Annotated in this window: 13 protein-coding genes; 4 read left to right on the top strand and 9 right to left on the bottom strand. The window is 72.0% G+C overall.

The window, feature by feature from the left end:
• Nucleotides 1–691: CHAD domain-containing protein (locus tag RZ84_RS41470; RefSeq protein WP_241777790.1), on the bottom strand; the 691-nt coding region annotated here is incomplete at its 3' end.
• A complete protein-coding gene (locus tag RZ84_RS21015; RefSeq protein WP_043265587.1) occupies nt 675–2,957 on the bottom strand; it encodes an RNA degradosome polyphosphate kinase in 2,283 nt (760 codons plus the stop codon). The genes RZ84_RS21015 and RZ84_RS41470, both read right to left, overlap by 17 nt.
• Before the next feature lie 268 nt (nt 2,958–3,225).
• Here RZ84_RS21015 and RZ84_RS21010 point away from each other — a divergent pair, with 268 nt between their 5' ends.
• Entirely contained in the window at nt 3,226–3,843 is a 618-nt protein-coding gene (locus RZ84_RS21010; RefSeq protein ID WP_078894028.1) for a GNAT family N-acetyltransferase, read from the top strand.
• A gap of 81 nt (nt 3,844–3,924) precedes the next feature.
• On the opposite strand, the gene mshD is transcribed toward RZ84_RS21010, so the two are convergent.
• Complete coding sequence (mshD, locus tag RZ84_RS21005; protein WP_043265586.1) at nt 3,925–4,863, bottom strand: mycothiol synthase; 939 nt, start codon at nt 4,861–4,863, stop codon at nt 3,925–3,927.
• Nucleotides 4,864–5,093: 230 nt separating this feature from the next.
• A complete protein-coding gene (locus RZ84_RS21000; RefSeq protein ID WP_347232774.1) occupies nt 5,094–5,945 on the bottom strand; it encodes an NAD(P)H-binding protein in 852 nt (283 codons plus the stop codon).
• A gap of 223 nt (nt 5,946–6,168) precedes the next feature.
• Here RZ84_RS21000 and RZ84_RS20995 point away from each other — a divergent pair, with 223 nt between their 5' ends.
• Nucleotides 6,169–7,548 carry an LmeA family phospholipid-binding protein gene (locus RZ84_RS20995; RefSeq protein ID WP_043265584.1) on the top strand — a complete coding sequence of 460 codons (1,380 nt, stop codon included), beginning with the start codon at nt 6,169–6,171 and terminating at the stop codon, nt 7,546–7,548.
• A gap of 215 nt (nt 7,549–7,763) precedes the next feature.
• Nucleotides 7,764–8,288: an RICIN domain-containing protein gene (locus RZ84_RS20990; RefSeq protein ID WP_157878869.1), complete on the top strand. Its 525-nt coding sequence runs from the start codon at nt 7,764–7,766 to the stop codon at nt 8,286–8,288.
• A 33-nt stretch (nt 8,289–8,321) separates the two neighbouring features.
• Here the strand turns inward: RZ84_RS20990 and RZ84_RS20985 are convergent, their stop codons facing one another.
• The 5 genes from RZ84_RS20985 to RZ84_RS20965 form a co-directional block, all read right to left on the bottom strand.
• Nucleotides 8,322–9,887: a HAMP domain-containing sensor histidine kinase gene (locus RZ84_RS20985; protein WP_078894025.1), complete on the bottom strand. Its 1,566-nt coding sequence runs from the start codon at nt 9,885–9,887 to the stop codon at nt 8,322–8,324.
• The gene (locus tag RZ84_RS20980; protein WP_043265583.1) at nt 9,884–10,624 is read right to left on the bottom strand and encodes a response regulator transcription factor; all 741 of its coding nucleotides are present in this window, start codon (nt 10,622–10,624) and stop codon (nt 9,884–9,886) included. Before RZ84_RS20980 ends, RZ84_RS20985 begins: the two co-directional genes overlap by 4 nt.
• 119 nt (nt 10,625–10,743) lie before the next feature.
• The gene (locus RZ84_RS20975; protein ID WP_043265582.1) at nt 10,744–11,868 is read right to left on the bottom strand and encodes a S1C family serine protease; all 1,125 of its coding nucleotides are present in this window, start codon (nt 11,866–11,868) and stop codon (nt 10,744–10,746) included.
• A 164-nt stretch (nt 11,869–12,032) separates the two neighbouring features.
• A complete protein-coding gene (locus tag RZ84_RS20970) occupies nt 12,033–13,058 on the bottom strand; it encodes a LacI family DNA-binding transcriptional regulator (RefSeq protein WP_043265581.1) in 1,026 nt (341 codons plus the stop codon).
• Nucleotides 13,059–13,082: 24 nt separating this feature from the next.
• The gene (locus RZ84_RS20965; RefSeq protein WP_043265580.1) at nt 13,083–13,922 is read right to left on the bottom strand and encodes a response regulator transcription factor; all 840 of its coding nucleotides are present in this window, start codon (nt 13,920–13,922) and stop codon (nt 13,083–13,085) included.
• 373 nt (nt 13,923–14,295) lie between these two features.
• Here RZ84_RS20965 and RZ84_RS20960 point away from each other — a divergent pair, with 373 nt between their 5' ends.
• Nucleotides 14,296–15,060 (top strand): alpha/beta fold hydrolase, encoded by a 765-nt coding sequence (locus RZ84_RS20960; RefSeq protein ID WP_043270425.1) that lies wholly within the window; start codon nt 14,296–14,298, stop codon nt 15,058–15,060.
• Nucleotides 15,061–15,079: the final 19 nt, after the last annotated feature.

The following is a 15,079-nucleotide window of genomic DNA, read 5'->3' as shown; positions in this document are numbered from 1 at the left end:
GCTCGACGGCCGTCCCAGCTGCCGTACCGGCGGCCGGCGCCGCGGGGGTGGCAGCGGTGGCCGTACGGCCCCCACGGACGCCCCGGCCGCCGCGCTCCGCCGGCCGCTCGACCCGCTCCGCCCGTCCGGTCAGCCGCTGCAACGCCCCCATCAGCCGCTCCCGGCGCGCCTCGCACGCCTGCTCGCGCGCCAGCGTGCCGCTCAACCACCCGAGCTCGGCGCGGAGTTGGTCGGCCCAGACCTCCTCGGTCAGCGGCCGGAAGGTGTGCAGCGTGGCACTGATGCGGCGCGCCGCGCGGCGCAGCTGCCGGGCCGCCTCGCCTGCGCCCGCCGCGTCCGCGCCGCTCTCCCGGTGCAGCCGCAGACTGCGCAGGAAGTCGGCGGCCTGCCGGTGCAGATAGCCGGCGAGCACGTCCGCGGCGGTCCGGCCGGCGAGCCCGGCGCCCGCTCCACCACCGTCCGCGCCGTACGGCGCCGCTGCCCCGTGTCCCCCGGTCCCCGGCCCGCAACGGGCCTCCCGGTACTCCCCGTACGCCGAAATGTCCCCGAACACCGCTTCCCCCGGCCCGTCCACCACCGCCGCACGGGCTCCCGGCGCCGCGCCGGACCCGTATCCGATTCCGCTTCCCGTACCGATGCCGATGAGACCGGGCGGCGGCCCCCCGGCCGGCTGGTCATGTCGCTGGGCCACGCCGGCGCCTCCGGGCGTCAATGAGCATTTCCTGTACGTTCCGCAGCGCGTTGCCGTCCGCGTCCACCGACCGCCGGGTCCAGTTGCCGTCCGGGCCCAGGTGCCAGGACGCGGTGGAGTCCGAAGTGCCGGTCTCCAGCAGCCTGTTGAGGGCCGCGCGGTGGGCCGGGTCGGCGACCCGGACCAGCGTCTCGATCCGCCGGTCGAGATTGCGGTGCATCATGTCGGCGCTGCCCAGCCACACCTCGGGCTCGCCTCCGTTGCCGAAGGCGAAGACCCGGGAGTGCTCCAGGAAGCGGCCGAGGATGCTGCGGACCCGGATGTTCTCGCTCAGGCCGGGGACCCCGGGGCGCAGCGCGCAGATGCCGCGCACCCAGATGTCGACCGGCACTCCGGCCTGCGAGGCCCGGTAGAGCGCGTCGATGACGGCCTCGTCGACCATCGAGTTGACCTTGATCCGGACGTAGGCGGGACGCCCGGCCCGGTGGTGCGCGGCCTCCTTGGCGATGCGCTGTATCAGCCCGTCGCGCAGCGACCTGGGCGCGACCAGCAGCCGGCGGTAGGTCTCCCGCCGGGAGTAGCCGCTCAGCCGGTTGAAGAGGTCGGAGAGGTCGGCTCCCACCTGCGGGTCCGCGGTCAGCAGCCCCAGGTCCTCGTACAACCGGGCCGTCTTGGGGTGGTAGTTGCCGGTCCCCACATGGGAGTACCGGCGCAGGATCTCGCCCTCCTGGCGGACGACGAGCGACAGCTTGCAGTGCGTCTTGAGCCCGACCAGGCCGTAGACGACATGGCAGCCGGACTCCTCCAGCTTGCGGGCCCACTTGATGTTGGCCTGCTCGTCGAAGCGCGCCTTGATCTCCACCAGGACCAGGACCTGCTTGCCGGATTCCGCGGCGTCTATCAGGGCGTCCACGATCGGCGAGTGGTCGGAGGTGCGGTAGAGCGTCTGCTTGATGGCGAGCACGTTCGGGTCGGCCGCGGCCTGCTCCAGGAACGCCTGCACGGAGGTGGAGAAGGAGTCGTACGGGTGGTGCAGCAGCACGTCGCGGGCGCGCAGCGCGGCGAAGACGTCGGGCGCGGAAGCGGACTCCACCTCCGCCAGGTCGCGGTGCGTACCGGCCACGAACTTCGGGTACTTCAGCTCCGGCCGGTCCAGCGCGCCGATCCCGAACAGCCCGGTCAGGTCGAGCGGCCCCGGCAGCGGGTAGACCTCGGCCTCGGAGACCTTCAGCTCTTGGACGAGCAGGTCGAGCACGCCCGGGTCGATGGACTCCTCGACCTCCAGCCGGACGGGCGGCCCGAAGCGCCGCCGCATCAGCTCCTTCTCCAGCGCCTGGAGCAGGTTCTCCGCGTCGTCCTCTTCCACCTCCAGGTCCTCGTTGCGGGTCACCCGGAACATGTGGTGCGCCCGCACCTCCATCCCCGGGAACAGCTCCTCCAGGTGCGCGGCGATCACGTCCTCGATGGGGACATAGCGCTGCGGGGACGCCTCCAGGAAGCGGGAGAGCAGCGGCGGAACCTTCACCCGAGCAAAGTGATCATGGCCGCTGACGGGGTTCCTGACCACCACGGCCAGATTCAGCGAGAGTCCCGAGATGTACGGGAACGGGTGCGCCGGGTCGACCGCGAGCGGGGTGAGGACCGGGAAGATCTGCTGCCGGAAGAGCGTGAACAGCCGGGCCTGCTCCTTGTCGGTCAGATCGGGCCAGCGGATCAGGTGAATGCCCTGCTCGGCGAGATCGGGGGCGACGTCCTGCTGGTAGCAGGCGGCATGCCGGGCCATGAGCTCGCGGGACCGGGTCCAGATGAGGTCCAGCACCTCGCGGGGCTGGAGGCCGGACGCGGAACGGGTGGCGACGCCGGTGGCGATCCGGCGCTTGAGGCCGGCGACCCGGACCATGAAGAACTCGTCCAGGTTGCTGGCGAAAATCGCCAGGAAGTTTGCCCGTTCGAGCAGCGGGGTGGCCGGGTCCTCGGCCAGCTCCAGCACCCGCTCGTTGAACGCCAGCCAGCTGCGCTCACGGTCCAGGAAGCGCCCGCTGGGCAGCTCCTCACCGTTCGCACCCGGGACGCCACGGTCCTCGTACGCGTCCGGATCCGCGTCCAGGTCGGGCTCCAGCCCGGACAGCGTGCCGCTGACCGCGTGCGGGCGGTGCGCGGCGATCGAGCCCACCGAAGGCTGCACCAAGGGGCCCGTGGCCCTCGGTGTTTCCTGGGACGGCATCTCGGGCTGGGCCGGGGCCTGAGCGCTGTGCTGCTGCTTCATGTCCTCATTCTTCCGCGCCAAGGCGGTTCCAGGCGCGTCAGGAGGCGGCGGAACGACGGAGAGCCGCGGTTTCGGCACGTTCGGCACAGCGGGCTGCATTCAGCGATGCTCGCAAGCGATATTGAATCGCCGGTAACGCGGACATGGCGGCCAGGCAAGCGGGGCGCTACTCCCGGGTATTTTCCGCGCCGGGACGGCCCCGCCGATCTTCGCTACGGCCAATCCGGAAAACCCGCCGCCCCCCGCACCCGCTCCCTACGCTGACCGCGTGCCCATACCTTCCGCCGCTCCCGCCCCGCCCCTCCCGTTCACCCCCGACTACCCGCTCCGCACCGAGCGCCTGGACCTCCGCCCCGTACGCCTCGACGACTTCGCCGCGGTCCACGCCTATCAGCGCCTCCCCGAGGTCTGCCGTTACCTCTACTCGAGCCCGCGCGACGAGGCCGCCTCCCGCGCCTGGGTCTCCGACATGGCGACCCGCACCACGCTGCGCGAGTCCGGCGACTCCCTCCGGCTCGCCGTCGTCGTCCGCGAGACCGGCGCTCTGGTCGGCGACGTCTCCTTCGTCTACACCAGCCGCCGGCACCGCCAGGGCCGCATCGGCTACGTCTTCCACCCCGACCACACCGGCCACGGCTACGCCACCGAGGCATCCCGGGCACTGCTGAAGCTGGGCTTCGAGGACCTGCGACTGCACCGTATCCAGGCCGAGTTGGACGGCCGCAACACCGCCTCCGCCAGGCTCCTGGAGCGGCTGGGCATGCGCCGCGAGGGCCACCTCCGGGAGAACGAGTTCCTCGACGGCGCATGGAGCGACGAGGTGATCTACGCGATGCTCGCGCGCGAGTGGCGCGCGCAGCGGGACCGGCAACAGCCGGGGACCTGAGCAACGACATGCGAAGGGGCGGACCGCCCACGGTCCGCCCCACCCCTTCGCGCGCTACGCGCCGGGTCGCGCTGCACCGGATCAGGTCTCCGACCGGTACATCAGATCCGTCTCGTGCGTGACGAAGCCCAGCCGCTCGTACACGCTCACCGCCGCCAGGTTGTCCGCGTCCACGTACAGCATCACGGTCGCCAGCCCCTGCCCCGCCAGGTGCCGCAGCCCGATCGTGGTCAGCGCCTTGCCCAGCCCGCCGCCCTGCGCGGCCGGCCGCACGCCGACGACGTAGACCTCACCGAGGCCCTCCTCGGCGTGCACCTTGGTCCAGTGGAAGCCGACCACCCGGCCGTCCTTCTCCGCCAGGAAGAAGCCCTTCGGGTCGAACCACGGCTCGGCCTTGCGGTCGTCCAGGTCCCGCTGGGTCAGCGAGCCCTGCTCGGGGTGGTGCGCGAACGCCTCCGCGTTCGCCTCCAGCCACGCCGCGTCATCGGTCTCCGGCTGGAAGGTGCGGACGGTCACGCCCTCCGGCAGCACCGGCTCCGGCAGGTCCAGGTCCGCGAGCGAGCGCCGCATCTGCCGCAGCTCCCGGAACATCGTCAGCCCCAGGGTCTGCGCGAGATGCCGGGCGGCCGGGTGCCCGCCGTGCGCCCACACCCGCAGCCGGCGCCCGGACTGCTCCATCAGCTCACCGCCCAGCGCCCGGCCGTGCCCCCGGCCGCGGTGCCCCGGATGCACCACCAGCTCGGCGGCCGGCGCCTCCACCGGGTCGGTGTCCTCCAGCTGCCCGTACGCGACCAGCTGCCCGCCGTCGTCCCCGGGCACGTACACCAGCACATGCCGGACGCCCTCCCGCTTGCCGCCCCGCAACTGGAGGCGGCCCTGCTCGGACACGGCCGGCTGCCCGTCCGTCCGCGCGGCCCGTTCGATCAGATCGAGGACGGCCGCGACCTCATCCGGCGCGACCTCGTCGACCACCTGGATCCTGCGGCCGGTCCGGCCCATCTCCTGTGCAGCGTCAGTCATGTGTGAAGCGTACGACGATGCCGCCGGGCCACGGGGGTGTCGCGGACGCCGCCGCGTACCGCCCCCGGCCGCCCACCCGCAACCGGCCCCTGGCGCCGGCCTCCGGGTGCGCCACGACGAGCGGCCGGGGCCGCCGCGCCGCACATCGGATACCGGAGCTACGGACGAATGACGCCCGATCGATCTTGAAAAGTCCGGCTCGGGAAGAGTCCCGCCCGGGAAAACTCCGCTCAGGAAAAGTCCCCCGCATGGTCCCGGGCCCACTGGGCGAAGGGGCGGGCCGGGTGCCCGGTGAGGCGCTCGACGGTGTCGGAGACGGGGAAGAGGGGGGCGTCGACCGACTGTCCGAAGAGGCGGATGAGTTCGCGGGCGGCCTCGACCGGAAAGTGGGGGCCGGCCATGGCCTCGGCGGCCTCGTCCTCCGAGATCTGCTCGATGCGGGTCGGCCGGCCGATCGCCTCGCCGATGGCGGCGACCTGCTGGGCGCTGGTGAGCGGCTCGGGGCCGGTCAGCAGGTAGGTCTGGTTCCGGTGGGCGCCGGTGCGGTCCAGGAGGGCGACGGCGGCGACGTCCGCGAGGTCGGCCTCGTGGACGGGGACGCCCTGGGCGCCCGGGTGCGGGTCGCGGACCACGCCCGACTCACGGATGGCCGGGGCCCAATTGAGCGCGTTGGTGGCGTAGTTGCCGCCACGGAGGAAGGTCCACTCCAGGCCGGAGTCGCGTACCGCGCGCTCCAGCGCGGCGTGGTTGCGGGCGATGAAGTCGGTCTCGTCGGCGGGCGTATCGGTCACCGACAGCGAGGAGTTGAGGACGATACGGCGCACGCCGGCCTTGACCGCGGCGTCGATCAGCCGGGACGCGGCCTCGCTGCCGCCGGCCGCGAGGTTGAGGAAGAGGGCGTCGGCGTCGGCGAGGAGCGGAGTGAGGTCGGTGTCCTCGCCGAGGTCGGCGCGGACCACCTCGGCCCGCTCCGGAAGCCCGGCCCGCGCCGGGTCGCGGGTCAGCGCGCGGACGTCGGCGCCTTCCTCCAGGAGGCGGGCGACAAGACTGCGGCCGATATTGCCGGTTGCTCCGGTTACCACGATCACGGGGACTCCTTCAAAGGATTCGGAAGTGCCAGAGAGGTCTGGAAAATCAGCGGGCAGGGCGTGGCGTGGCGCACACCGCCCGGAGGTGTGACGCTAGTTCAGGTCCGGGCCGGAGCGCGGTAAATTTTCGCCAAGGCCGTCCGGACAACTTTCGTGTATCTCACATTCCGCGGGTAAGACTTGCGCTGCGGGGTCCCGCTCATGGTGGGATGTTCGGATGCGAACCCCCATACGCATATCTTCACCCTCGCCGGTACCCGCCGCTCAGCAGTCCCCCCATTCCCCTGCGCCGGGCGGCCGGGACGACTCCCAGGGCGACACCAGAGAGCTCGAAAAGGTCAATCCGTACGCGGATCTGGCCGCCCTGGCGGATCCGGAGCCGCGGCCGGAGCCGGGATACGCCGCGGAGTATCCGGCGGGATCCCGACGGCGTGCGTATCTCAACGAGCGTGATGACAGCGACGACCCGCTGGGTCTGGGGCTGCGCCCGGATGACGACGACGAGCAGTGGGCGCCGCCCAACCACCGCCGGATGAAACGCGGGATCAGCCGGTTCGCGGCCGTACCGCGCACCATCAAGCTGCTGGTCGCCCTGGCGCTGTGCGCCGGAGTGCTCACCCTCGGCGACCGATTCGCCGTCCTCTACGCGCAGAACAAGGCCGAGGAGGAGGTGAAGAAGGCGCTGCACCTCCAGGCCAGGCCGGAGGTCGACATCAAGGGATTCCCCTTCCTCACCCAGGTGTTGGACAAGCGGCTGGACCAGGTGGACGTCGTGGTTCCCAACGTCGCCGCGGACCGCGTCTCGCTGGCGAAGGTCGAGGCGACCGCGAAGGACATCCGGCTGGACGGGGATCTGCCGTCCGATATCAAGGGCGCCACCATCGGCGCCATGCACGGCAGTGTGCTGCTGGCCTTCGATGACATGAATCGTGAACTCGGCGCCTCCCAGGTGAAGTTCAGCGGAATGGGCACGAACGGCGTCCGGGCGGTCGGCGAACTGCCCATCGCGGGCTACAAGTTGCGCGTTCACGCCGAGGCACGCATTCAGCGCAACGGCGAACGGGGAATCTCCACCGACATCAGCCGGATGCAGCTCGACATCGGCGATGTCGCCGTCTACCGTCCGGGCACCGGAAAGGACGAGGGGCTGCGGCTGACCCCCAAGGCCGCCGCCGAGGTCAGCCGGCAGGCCGCCAAGGTGAAGGCGATGCTGAGTATTCCGGCCATCGCGGAACGCATCGGAATCCCGAAGGAATACATCGACGCGGCGCTCCGCAGCGACGACAAGCTGCACGAGCTGATCGGGTCGCCGCACTTCATCCACCAGCTGATGCAGGTCAACCTGGTCGACGTGGTGACGGACCACCCCTGGCTGCTCCAGAAGGTCGGCATCGACCCGAAGGTGCTCGGCGCGCTGACCGGTCTGACCAAGCCGCAGATCGCCGACCGGCTGTCGCTCTCCTTCCAGCTCCCGAAGACGCCGGGCGATATCCGGCTGCGGAACATCTCCGTGGAGAGCGACGGTATCCGGGCCGATCTGACGGGGGCGCACCTGCCGTTCGGCGATGCGGCGAAGAAGGGGAAGAAGGGGAAATAGGGGGAGCCGGGAGAGCGGGGGAAGCGGGGAAGGGAGGAAAGCAGGGGACGGGATCACGGGGCGGCTGAATCGGACAATTGCCGGTTTCGAGTTTGCCGAGGCCCGCGCCACGCGTTGGGGTGAACGCCGATAACGAGCCCACCGGACCGCCGCATTCGTTGGCACTCTGGCCGCGTCCGAAACACATCCCGGAAAACAGGGAAGAGGTGGGCGTCGTGCGTTCTCGCGGAAAGACCTGGGGGCGGGCCCTGGCCGTTCTGGCCGTGACGGCCTCGGTTGCGGTGGTGGCTCCCGGCGCCGGTGCGCAGAGCAGGGCGCGGGCTCCGGAGGAGGCCGGGCAGCACCGGATCGAGACGTTCGCGCACAAGTGCCTGGATGTCGCGCGGCGCAGCGCCGCGGACGATGTCCCCGTCATCCAGTACGAATGCAACGGGGGACCCAACCAGGAATTCCGGTTCGTCCCCCGCGGTGGGGACACGTTCGAGATCCGCACCTTCGCGGACAAGTGTCTCGATGTGCGGGGTGCGAACCCGGCGGACGGAACACCGATCATCCAGTGGGGGTGCAACGGCGGACACAACCAGCTGTTCCGGATCCGGGAGGTCGGCGACGGGTATTTCGAGATCGGCACCTTCGCCGGCAAGTGCCTTGACGTGCGCGGCGGAAGCCCGGCGGACGAGACGCCGATCATCCAGTGGGAGTGCAACGGCCGGCCCAACCAGGTGTTCCGGATGCGCTGACGCGGATCCTGACGGGCCCCGGCCCCGGCCCCGTTACGCCGACCCCGGTGCGTCCGGTGCGTCCGGTGTGCCCGGTTTCTCGTCGGGCGCCCCCGGCTCCCCCGGCGCCCCACCCGACGCCCCCGGCGTCTCCGGTGGCGGAGTGGCCGCCCCCGGCATGGTCAGCAGGGCCTCCGTACCGCCGCCCGGTGCGTTGCGCAGGCGTACCCCGCCGCCCGCCTGTTCCGCCGTGCGGGCCACGATGGACAGGCCCAGACCGCTGCCGGGCAGGCTGCGGGCGGACGGCGAGCGCCAGAAGCGCTCGAAGACATGCGGGAGTTCGTCCTCGGGGATGCCGGGGCCGTGGTCCCGTACCGTCAGCGCGCCGCTCTTCAGGCGGACCTCGACCGTGCCGCCGGACGGGCTGAACTTGACGGCGTTGTCGAGGAGGTTGACCACCGCGCGCTCCAGGGCGGCCGGTTCGGCGCGTACGTACCAGGGGTCGAGGTCGGCGGTGATGGCCAGCGACGGGCCGCGCAGCCGGGCGCGTTCGAGGGCGGAGCCGACGATGTCGTGAAGCGCCACGACGCGGATCGCCGCCGAGGGGGCGCCGGGGCCGTTCTCGGGCGGGCGGGAGAGCACCTGGAGGTCGCCGATGAGGGCGGCCAGCTCGCCCATCTGGGCCTTGACCGAGGTCAGCAGGGCCGCCTTGTCGGCCGCCGGGATCTGCCGGCCGGAGCGTTCGCTGCGCTCCAGGAGGTCGATGTTGGTACGGAGGGAGGTGAGCGGCGTACGGAGTTCGTGACCGGCGTCGGCGATCAGCTGCTGCTGGAGCTCGCGGGAGGCGGCCAGCGCGGCGGTCATCGCGTTGAAGGACCGGGAGAGGCGGGCGATCTCGTCCTCGCCGTCCGTGGGGATGCGGATGGTCAGGTCCTGCGTGCGGGCGACATGCTCGACGGCGTCGGTCAGCCGGTCCACCGGCTTGAGGCCCGCGCGGGCCACCCACAGGCCGGCGGTGGCGGCGCCCAGCACCCCGACCCCGGCGACGACCAGCAGTACCAGCGCGAGCTGGTTGAGCGGGTCGGTGACCTGGTCCATCGGCGCGGCCACGGAGATCGCCAGGTGGTTGCCCTGGATGTCGGTGCCCGGCCCGCGGTAGGGCACGGTCGAGACCCGCATCTCGGTGCCGTTCACGTCCTTGGTGGTGTGCACGGCGCCGGCCAGCCGCCCGTCGGCGACCGCCTCGTCCTTGCGCTGGGCGGGGATCTGCCACTTGTCCGGCGAGGTGCAGACATAGCCGGACGGGGTGACCAGCTGGATGGTGTACGGGGTGGGCTGGAAGCGGACGTTGGGCAGCGTGCCGGTGACGCAGCGGGCGCTGAGCGCCTGGACGTAGTCGGAGTTCACGTCGACGGTGCTCAGCGTCGTGTCGAGCTGCTCGGTGAGCCGGTCGCGGGTGATCAGCCAGCAGGCGGCGGCCGACAGGGCCACCGCGAAGGCGACCGCGACCGCGGTGAGCAGCGCCAGCCGGGAGCGCAGCGGCAGTTGGTGGTAGCGGGTCAGGCCGTACCGGGAACGGCCGGTGTCGTCCGGCCCGTTCGGCTCGCCGGTGGCGCTCATTCCGCGCCGCCGTCCAGCCGCAGGACGTAGCCGACCCCCCGGACGGTGTGGACCAGCCGCGGCTCGCCGCCCGCCTCCGTCTTGCGGCGCAGGTACATCACGTATACGTCCAGGGAGTTGGAGGTCGGTTCGAAGTCGAAGCCCCATACGGCTTTCAGGATCTGTTCGCGGGTGAGGACCTGGCGCGGATGGGCCAGGAACATCTCCAGGAGGGTGAATTCGGTGCGGGTCAGCTCGACGGGGCGGCTGCCGCGCACGACCTCGCGGGTGCCCAGGTTCATCCGCAGGTCGGCGAAGGTCAGCAGCTCGCTCTCGTCGGGCTGGGTGGCGCCGGCCGCCGCCGCGTACGAGCTGCGGCGGAGCAGCGCGCGGATACGGGCCAGCAGCTCGTCCAGCTCGAAGGGCTTGACCAGGTAGTCGTCGGCGCCGGCGTCCAGGCCGGTGACCCGGTCGCCGACGGTGTCCCGGGCGGTCAGCATCAGGATCGGTACGGTCACCCCGCTCGCCCGCAGCCGGCGGGCGGCCGTGAGCCCGTCCATCCGGGGCATGAGCACGTCCAGCACGATCAGTTCGGGGTCGTACCCGGCGACCTTCTCCACCGCGTCCAGGCCGTCGACCGCTTGCTCCGTCCCGTACCCCTCGAAGGCGAGCGAACGCTGCAGGGCCTCGCGGACCGCGGGCTCGTCGTCGACGATCAGGATGCGGGCGGGGTGATCACCGTGCTCGGCGGGGCTCATGTGCGTGGCTACCTCGGGGTGCGTGGCGGACCGGCTGGACCTTCCTCACCTTCAGCCTGGCACGGATCCCGGGCTGCCGGGTGTACGGGCGCCCGTACACCCCGGTCGACGCGGGGCGGTCAGACCCCGCTGTTGTCGCCGCGGCTGCCGCCGCTGCGCAGCGAGGCCAGGTCGGCCTTGACGGTGTTGATCGGTATCGCGAAGCCCAGGCCGACGCTGCCCGCCTGGCTGCTGTCCGACGAACTCGGGGAGTACATCGCCGAGTTGATGCCGATGACCTGCCCCTGGAGGTTGATCAGGGCACCACCGGAGTTGCCGGGGTTGAGCGCGGCGTCGGTCTGTATCGCCTTGTACGAGGTCTTGGACGAGCCGGTGTCGCCGTTGTACTGGTTGCCGCCGAACTCGAACGGCCAGCCGCCCCGGCCGCCGAAGCCGCCGCCCTGTCCCTGCCCCTGGTCCTGGCCCTGGCCGCTCTCCTTGGGGACGGTCACATCGCGGTTGAGCGCGGAGACGATACCGCTGGTCACCGAGCCGGTCAGGCCCTCGGGCGAGCCGATCGCCACCACCGGGTCGCCGACCGCGAGCTTGCCGGAGTCGCCGAGCTGGGCGTGGGTCAGCCCACTGGCGCCCTGGACCTTGATCAGCGCCAGGTCCTTGGCGGGGTCGGTGCCGGTGACCGTCGCGGTCTTCCGGCTGCCGTCGCTGAAGGTGACGGTCACCTTGCGGGCGCCGGACACCACATGGTTGTTGGTGATGATCTCGCCGCTGCTGGTGATGACCACACCCGAGCCGGTGGACTCGCCGCCCGCCGACCGGGCCTTGATCTCCACTATGGCCGGGCTGACCGCCTTGGCGACCCCGGCGACGCCGCTGCCGGAGTTCTGCCCGGCGTTGACGAGCGGGGTGGAGACGCCACTGGACTGCGCGCTGTTCTGCGTGGCGCCGGCGATCAGCGCCGCGCTGCCGCCGCCGATGAGACCGGAGGCCAGCGCCACCGCCGCGATCAGCGCGATCGGCCGGCGGGCCCGGCGCCGCGGCTCGGCCGCCCCGGCGTCGGCCGCGTCCGCGTGCCCCGGTGCGTACGGCGGGGGCGGCGGTACGGTGCCCGACTCGCCGGCGGCGGCGTACATCCCGCTCTGGTCGGCACCCCGGCCGCCGCCGTGGGTGCTGCCGTACTCGGTGCCGTATGCGTACGGCCGGTCCTGGGGCATCTCATCGCCGCTGCGGCGGTAGCTCTCGGTCATGGCTATGACTTTGGGGGCGCTGCATGAGAACCGTCTGAGAACGCCCTGAGAGACCCGACAGAAGTCGGTATGCCCGGTATAAGGGCGCCCCCGGTGCGGCCCGGTTCGGCGACCGGGCGCCGGGACTGGTCCCCGGCCGGCGGCGCGGGCACCCTCCGGCCCGCTCAGCTCCCGCAGCCGCAGGACCGCCGGACGACCAGCCGCGACGGGAACTGCCGCAGCCGCTCCCGGCGCGAGCCGACCACCCGCAGCCCGTCGTCCAGCACCAGGTCGACCGCCGCCCGCGCCATCGCCTGCCGGTCCGAGGCGACCGTGGTCAGCGGCGGATCGGTGAGCGCGGCCTCCTTCACGTCGTCGAAGCCCGCGACCGCCAGCTCGCCCGGTACGTCGATCCGCAGCTCGCGGGCGGCCCGCAGCACGCCGATCGCCTGGTCGTCGGTGGCGCACATGATGGCCGGCGGCCGGTCCGGCCCGGACAGCACCCGCAGCGCGACGTCGTAGGCGTCATAGCGGTTGTACGGGGCCTCGAAGTAGCGGCCCTCCGTCGCCTTCCCGGACTCCAGCATGGCCCGCCGCCAGCCCTCCACGTGGTCGGTGACCGGGTCGCCGGACTTCGGCGTCTCCTCCGTACCGCCCAGGAAGGCCACGTACGGATGGCCGTGCTCCAGCAGATGCCGGGTGGCCAGCTGCGCGCCCCAGATGTCGTCGGTCATCACCGCGACGTCGTCGATGGCGTCCGGCCGCCGGTGCAGCAGCACCACCCGGGCGTCCCAGGCGTCGATCTCGGCGGCGGCGTGCTCACTGGGCCCCTGGCTGATCAGGATCAGCCCGGAGACCCGCATCCCGAGGAACGCGCGCAGATAGTGCACCTCGCGCTCGTCGATGTAGTTGGCGTTGCCGACCAGCACCATCTTTCCGCGCTCGGAGGCGGCCTGCTCGACGGCGTGCGCCATCTCCGCGAAGAACGGCTGCCGGGTGTCCGGCACGATCAGACCTATGAGGTCCGTACGCCGGGACGCCATCGCCTGCGCGACCCGGTCGGGCCGGTAGCCGAGCTCCTTGATGGCGGCGAGCACCCGCTCGCGCGTGGCCGGGGCGACCGGCCTCGGTCCGTTGTTGATGACGTAACTGACAACGGCAGTGGAAGTCCCCGCCAGTTTTGCTACGTCATCCCGCGTCACCTTGGCCACGCGCGGCAGTCTACGCGGGTGGTCCTACCGGCGGGCAGGCTCTGTGGACGCGGATTCGGTACCCGGCCGGGACGCACTCGCGGGCGCCTGGCGAGCGCCGTCACCAGCGGCGGAGTCCCCGCCGCCGGCCCCGGCCGCCCGGCCGGCGTCGCCCTTCGCCTTGGCCTTGGACTCGGCCGCCGCCCGCTCCACCTTCTCCGGCGTGACGAAGCGGTAGCCGACGTTGCGGACCGTGCCGATCAGCGACTCGTGCTCTGGGCCGAGCTTGGCGCGCAGCCGCCGGACGTGCACATCGACCGTGCGGGTACCGCCGAAGTAGTCGTAGCCCCAGACCTCCTGGAGGAGCTGGGCGCGGGTGAAGACCCGGCCCGGGTGCTGCGCCAGGTACTTCAGCAGCTCGAACTCCTTGAAGGTCAGGTCCAGCACGCGGCCCTTCAGCTTGGCGCTGTAGGTGGCCTCGTCCACCGAGAGATCACCGTTGCGGATCTCCATCGGACCGTTGTCGGTGGTGATCTGCTGGCGGCCCATCGCCAGCCGCAGCCGCGCCTCCACCTCGGCGGGGCCCGCCGTGTCGAGCATCACGTCGTCGACGCCCCAGTCGGCGGTCACGGCGGCCAGCCCGCCCTCCGTCACCACCAGCACCAGGGGACAGCCCGGGCCCGTGGACCGCAGCAGCTGGCACAGGGACCGCACATGCGGAAGATCGCGGCGGCCGTCGATCAGTATGACGTCGGCCCCGGGGGTGTCGATCAGGGCCGGGCCCTCGGCGGGGGCGACCCGGACGCTGTGCAGCAGCAGGCCGAGCGCCGGAAGCACCTCCGTCGACGGCTGGAGTGCGTTGGTCAGCAGCAGGAGCGAACTCACTTCCGACCACCTACCCGGTTTCCGGCGAGCTTCATCCTGTGCGGCTCGCTGTCCTGCTCGCTTCGCTTGCCCATGACGTCTGGTTCCTCCTCGGTCCCTGCGACGGGGGCACCACCCGGCCCGGCCGGGGGGAGTCTGCGGCTCTGCTTCGTACAGGGTGCTTCCGGTCACAGCGCTGTGCATGCGTGAAAGCACAAAAGGACCCGGGGGCGACGCTGCCCGGATCCTTCTTGCCCAGCAGAATAGCTCACATGAGTTGCGGACCCGAGGCCGATTTTGCGCGTTCTTGTGTTCCGTCGATCACTTCGAGTGGTCACCGCGCGGCATTGTTGACGGACGGCGGCGTACGGATCGAGGCCGTCCACACCCCCGAATAGCCCCTGCACAGGCGCCTCCTGAGCCCGCCGCGGCGCCCGCCGGCGACCTCGCGATCGTCCTCGCGCACGGCTTCGCCGGCTCCCCGGAAAAACCCGCACCGCGTCGCGCCGCGGTCGCCTTTTCCCAGTATGCGGACGTGATCACGTTCTCCTTCCCGGCCCACGGCGGCTCCGGCGGACGCTCCACCGTCGGCGACCGGGAAGTCCTGGACCTGCCCGCCGCGGTCCGCCGGGCCCGCGCCCTGGGCCACCGCCGGGTCGCCACCGTCGGCTTCTCCATGGGCGGCTCGGTCGTCCTGCGGCAGACCGCGCCGTACGGGCCACAGGGGTCGATTTCCGGCCAGGGGGAGCACGGGGAGCGCACGGTTGCGCGCCCCGACGACGTCGTCGCCGTCAGCGCCCCCGCCCGCCGGTCCTACCAGGGCACCGCGGCCATGCGCCGGCTCCACCGGGCCGTCACTCCCCCCATGGGCCGCCTGGTCTCCCGCCTCGGCCTGCGGACCGGAATCCACCCCGAGGACCGGGACCCGGTACCGCTCTCCCCCACCGGCGCCGTCCCGCTGATCGCCCCCACTCCCCTCCTCCTCGTCCACGGCGACCGCGGCCCGTACTTCCCCCTCGGCCACCCCCGCATACTGCTGGCCGCCGCCCCCGCCACCGCCGAGCCGTGGAGCGAGCGGGGCTTCGGGCACGCGGAGAACGCGGCGGACGACGCGCTGCCGGGACGGATCGGCGCCTGGGTGGCGGCGCGCACCGGCTGAGCCGGCCGCCGACCGTCGC

The sequence above is a fragment of the Streptomyces sp. CT34 genome, from assembly GCF_000805335.1.
Taxonomy (GTDB): Bacteria; Actinomycetota; Actinomycetes; order Streptomycetales; family Streptomycetaceae; genus Streptomyces.
The sequence above is the reverse complement of the archived record's forward strand: the minus strand, read 5'-3'. Positions and strand labels throughout refer to the sequence as shown.

Excerpts from the sequence above, each read along its gene's own strand:
- RZ84_RS20985 (WP_078894025.1), bottom strand. The coding sequence starts at position 9,887 with ATGAGCGCCACCGGCGAGCCGAACGGGCCGGACGACACCGGCCGTTCC.
- RZ84_RS20995 (WP_043265584.1), top strand. The coding sequence starts at position 6,169 with ATGCGAACCCCCATACGCATATCTTCACCCTCGCCGGTACCCGCCGCT.
- RZ84_RS20980 (WP_043265583.1), bottom strand. The coding sequence starts at position 10,624 with ATGAGCCCCGCCGAGCACGGTGATCACCCCGCCCGCATCCTGATCGTC.
- RZ84_RS21015 (WP_043265587.1), bottom strand. The coding sequence starts at position 2,957 with ATGAAGCAGCAGCACAGCGCTCAGGCCCCGGCCCAGCCCGAGATGCCG.
- RZ84_RS20975 (WP_043265582.1), bottom strand. The coding sequence starts at position 11,868 with ATGACCGAGAGCTACCGCCGCAGCGGCGATGAGATGCCCCAGGACCGG.
- mshD (WP_043265586.1), bottom strand. The coding sequence starts at position 4,863 with ATGACTGACGCTGCACAGGAGATGGGCCGGACCGGCCGCAGGATCCAG.